Below are 3,287 nucleotides of genomic sequence, written 5' to 3'. Positions count from 1 at the left end.
CCAATTTTGGGCGGCCACCGACATTGCAAGCCTTTTTTGCGTATTTTTTCCTTATTTTCAGTGCGTTACGTGCTCGATTTTTGTCGTGTAGTGTGCTGGATAGTAGAGAATGGTAGGGTTAATGCGAATCGTGCATCTCAGGTGGTTAAGATGTGGACCAATAGCAGACCGATGGAGGCTGCGTCTTGGGTGTCTGAGTTACCAGCAGGAGATGTTAGGGATTCGGCTGTTGCTAGTATGGTCGCTGAGCTTCAGTTTTCTGATCCATCTTCTGCCCAGGAGTGGGCGGCCACCATTGAGAACGAGATTTTAAGGGAACAAGTATTAAAGAATTTTTGAAGCTGTGAATTTTCTTTGCCTTCTCTTTATCTATACACTTCTGGATCTTTCAGCCGTCGACAATCAGAGCCGACATCAGATCAATGAAATTTTAGAAGAGAAGAAAATAGATTTGAGCCAACTGTGCGGTCGTCTCAAGCCCGTGCTTCAAGATTTGACCACTGACATACAAAGAGCCCAAGCCGTAGACTGATGTATAGATTTTTTGCCATAGGGCGAGGTCGGAGATCGAGAGCTGGGAATCAGCAGGCTGGTAATGGGGTCAGCAAGTCCATGAATCGTGAACTTAGGTCGGGAAGGTTATGATGTTGTTTTTAACTTGTTATGTGTGGCAAGCTTGTGCCCAATTTGAAGTCGTAGAAGCGGAGTCCGGTAGTCATGTTTTAGTGAGGCAAGTCCTTGAAGAGCAGATTGTCGATAGTGAAGCCTTGGGAAATCGTCTTGAATCGGTTGTTTCTAGGGCAGAGACAACCAAACAGATGGCCTCGGCTGTGAGTCAGTGGATTGAGTATTCAATCAAGTTTGATGAGACGGGCGAGAGGGAGCTGATCAAGATGGGGGCGGCGGAAGACCGGCCCAAGAATGCGCTTCAGTTACTGGAAGCGGGAGAAGGGGCTTGTCGGGAGTTTTGTCTTTGCTTTGTGTCTTGTATGCGGGCGATTGGGATTCCGGCTCGGCATGTGGTGGCGTTTTGGAAGTATAGTGGAGGGGGCAGGCATTTTGCGGCGGAGTATTGGGATAGGGAGAAAGAGAAGTGGGTGATTGTGGAGCCGCTGCATGCCCTTCCGAAGGGGGGAGTCAGGGAGAAGACGAAGGCGGGAGGGTTTAATTTTCTCGTTTGGTATGCTTTGGATTCTTATCCTGAGGAGGTGGACCCGTATGGCCGGGATGATTTGTCGGCCTTTGTCAATGTGAGCCATCATTATGCGGATTTCTATGAAATGAAGGCGAGGGTGAGTGATTCCTTCCCTTTGAGCCCGGAGAGTCCGGTAAAGCTTTCTCTTTGGAATGAAGGATCTTGGCGGGCGGTTCTGGCTGGGGAGTCTGTCGATTCCGCCGAGTCGGGAGAAGGGGTGCAAGTGAGCTTTCAGGTGGCGGATTGCGTGCCCTTGAACCGTCCGATTTTGTTCACGGCGGTGAATGAGGGGGAATTGAGATGTGCCTTTGCGAAAGCCGGAGAGAGGGGAGCCGGAGGCAAGTTTGGTGGAGTTGAAGGAGGGGGAGTGGTTGCAGTGGGGAGGGCTTGAGCTGAATCAGGACCAAGATGGATAGGATGGATGGGATTTTTTTGAGTAGGGTGCGGTTTTTGACAGCGACAGGAGTGTCGCTGCTCCTTTCTGCGATGTGTTGGGGGTCCTACTATGATGGCTCGGCGGAAAATGAACGGGAGCATGTCTATGGTTATCTAGACCAGATTGAATCAGAAGAGGAAGAGTTGTTTACACAGATTGAGGGGGACCATGCGGTTTATGTGGCCCGGCGGATGGGCTATATCGACCGGGACGCACTGGATGCGGCTTCTTTTTGTGAGCATATTCTCACTGCCCAGCGAGTTCGGGGGCGTTTTTATCGAGAGAAGCCACTGGATGAGGCACAGTTCAAACGCTACCTCTTACCGTTGCGGATCAAGCATGAGTACACGCGCAAGAACTGGTTGCCGTCTCTCTCGAAGAAATTTGTCCCTCTGACTGAACAAGCCAAGTCTGCGGACGAGGCTGCGGAGGCGATCTTTACGTGGGTGAAAAAGAATCTTTCTCTGAAACCGCAGAAGGAGTTCTACCTGATGACGACCGCAGGGGATTTGGATGTCTTTCGAGTACTAGAAGAGAAGAGTGTGCATGAGATCGATTTGACGATCTTCACCGTTTCGGCTTTGCGCTCGGTTGGAGTGATGGCTCGGATTGTGTGGGCTCCCATTCTAAGAGGCGAGCGGGGCGGGAAGCTGTGGCTGGAATATTGGAGTGAAGAGGGAGAGTGGGTGCCGTGGATGCCCTCGATTGGGAAGGTGAAACAGAGTCAGGAAGACCTTCTTGGGATTCTGGAGGGAAAGGCGGGTTTGATTTTCGTTCACCAAGATTCCCCCAAGAATGTGACGGACTCCTATTTGCCGGTCTGCAAAGTGAGCTTCCTATTCGATGATGAGAGGATTCGTTCTCAGGTGTTTTTGTTGGGAAGTCAGGGATTGATTGCGGTGAGTGGTCATCAAACCCGAGGCATAGCGAGAGGGAAGTCGGTGACGATCGCGAGAGGGGGAGAAATCTATCTCGCGGTCTCGAAAGAGGACGTGGCCTACTTTTTGACCAAGGTGGTTTTGAAACCGGATGAGGCTCATCTGGAGGTGAGTTTGGAAAATGGGAAGCCGGTGATTCGGCGCGAAAGTGACAACGAGAAATTGAAGCGATGAGAATGTGCAGTTGGAAAAAAGAGGGAACAAGGGGAGCCGTCTGGGCTTTGGGGCTTCTCGCGATGGTCTCTTGTCGGGATGCGGATGACTCTACAGGGGAAGGTTCCCGACCCCCTGAAGTCCAGAAGGAGCAGCTTCAAAAGGACGAGGTCGCGACGAGTGAGGAGTTTGCCTATGAGGATGGCACTCATCCTTGGGATGACAATCTGACTCGTGCCATTCAGGTCGAGGTTGGAAAAAGGGCGACGGAGTTTACCGGGGAAGATATTCAAGCCCTCACTTCACTGGATTGCAGCGATTGGAATATCGCAAGTCTGGATGGGATCGAGAAGCTGAGAAACTTGGAAGAATTGACCGCATCCTCCAATGCGATCTCGGATCTTTCTCCCCTGGCGCATCTGAAGTATCTTCGAGTTCTCAGATTAGATGAGAATCGAATTCTGGACGTCAGTGAGGTGGACCCCGAAAATCGGGCCAGGGGTTAAGCGATAATTTTGGTGGTGAGGAGCGGCGAAAAACGCCAAACCCAACCAAATAAAATGAA

At 51.0% G+C, this 3,287-nt stretch carries 4 protein-coding genes; all 4 read left to right on the top strand.

From position 1 onward, the window contains the following. On the top strand, positions 1 to 339 hold a 339-nt coding region (locus JIN78_RS17395), incomplete at its 5' end, for a hypothetical protein (RefSeq protein WP_234038054.1). Positions 340 to 641: 302 nt separating this feature from the next. Then, a complete protein-coding gene (locus JIN78_RS16550; protein WP_200393108.1) occupies positions 642 to 1,586 on the top strand; it encodes a transglutaminase-like domain-containing protein in 945 nt (314 codons plus the stop codon). A 74-nt stretch (positions 1,587 to 1,660) separates the two neighbouring features. Next, entirely contained in the window at positions 1,661 to 2,743 is a 1,083-nt protein-coding gene (locus JIN78_RS16545; protein ID WP_200393107.1) for a transglutaminase-like domain-containing protein, read from the top strand. Beyond that, entirely contained in the window at positions 2,740 to 3,228 is a 489-nt protein-coding gene (locus JIN78_RS17975; protein ID WP_377173903.1) for a leucine-rich repeat domain-containing protein, read from the top strand. The genes JIN78_RS16545 and JIN78_RS17975 overlap by 4 nt, the downstream gene beginning before the upstream one ends. Positions 3,229 to 3,287 lie beyond the last annotated feature (59 nt).

Origin of the sequence: Roseibacillus ishigakijimensis, assembly GCF_016595415.1 — a bacterium.
Taxonomy (GTDB): domain Bacteria; phylum Verrucomicrobiota; class Verrucomicrobiia; order Verrucomicrobiales; family Akkermansiaceae; genus Roseibacillus; species Roseibacillus ishigakijimensis.
Note: the sequence above shows the minus strand (reverse complement) of the source record. Positions and strands in the feature narration are given on the sequence as shown.

Excerpts from the sequence above, each read along its gene's own strand:
- JIN78_RS17975 (WP_377173903.1), top strand. The coding sequence starts at position 2,740 with ATGAGAATGTGCAGTTGGAAAAAAGAGGGAACAAGGGGAGCCGTCTGG.
- JIN78_RS16550 (WP_200393108.1), top strand. The coding sequence starts at position 642 with ATGATGTTGTTTTTAACTTGTTATGTGTGGCAAGCTTGTGCCCAATTT.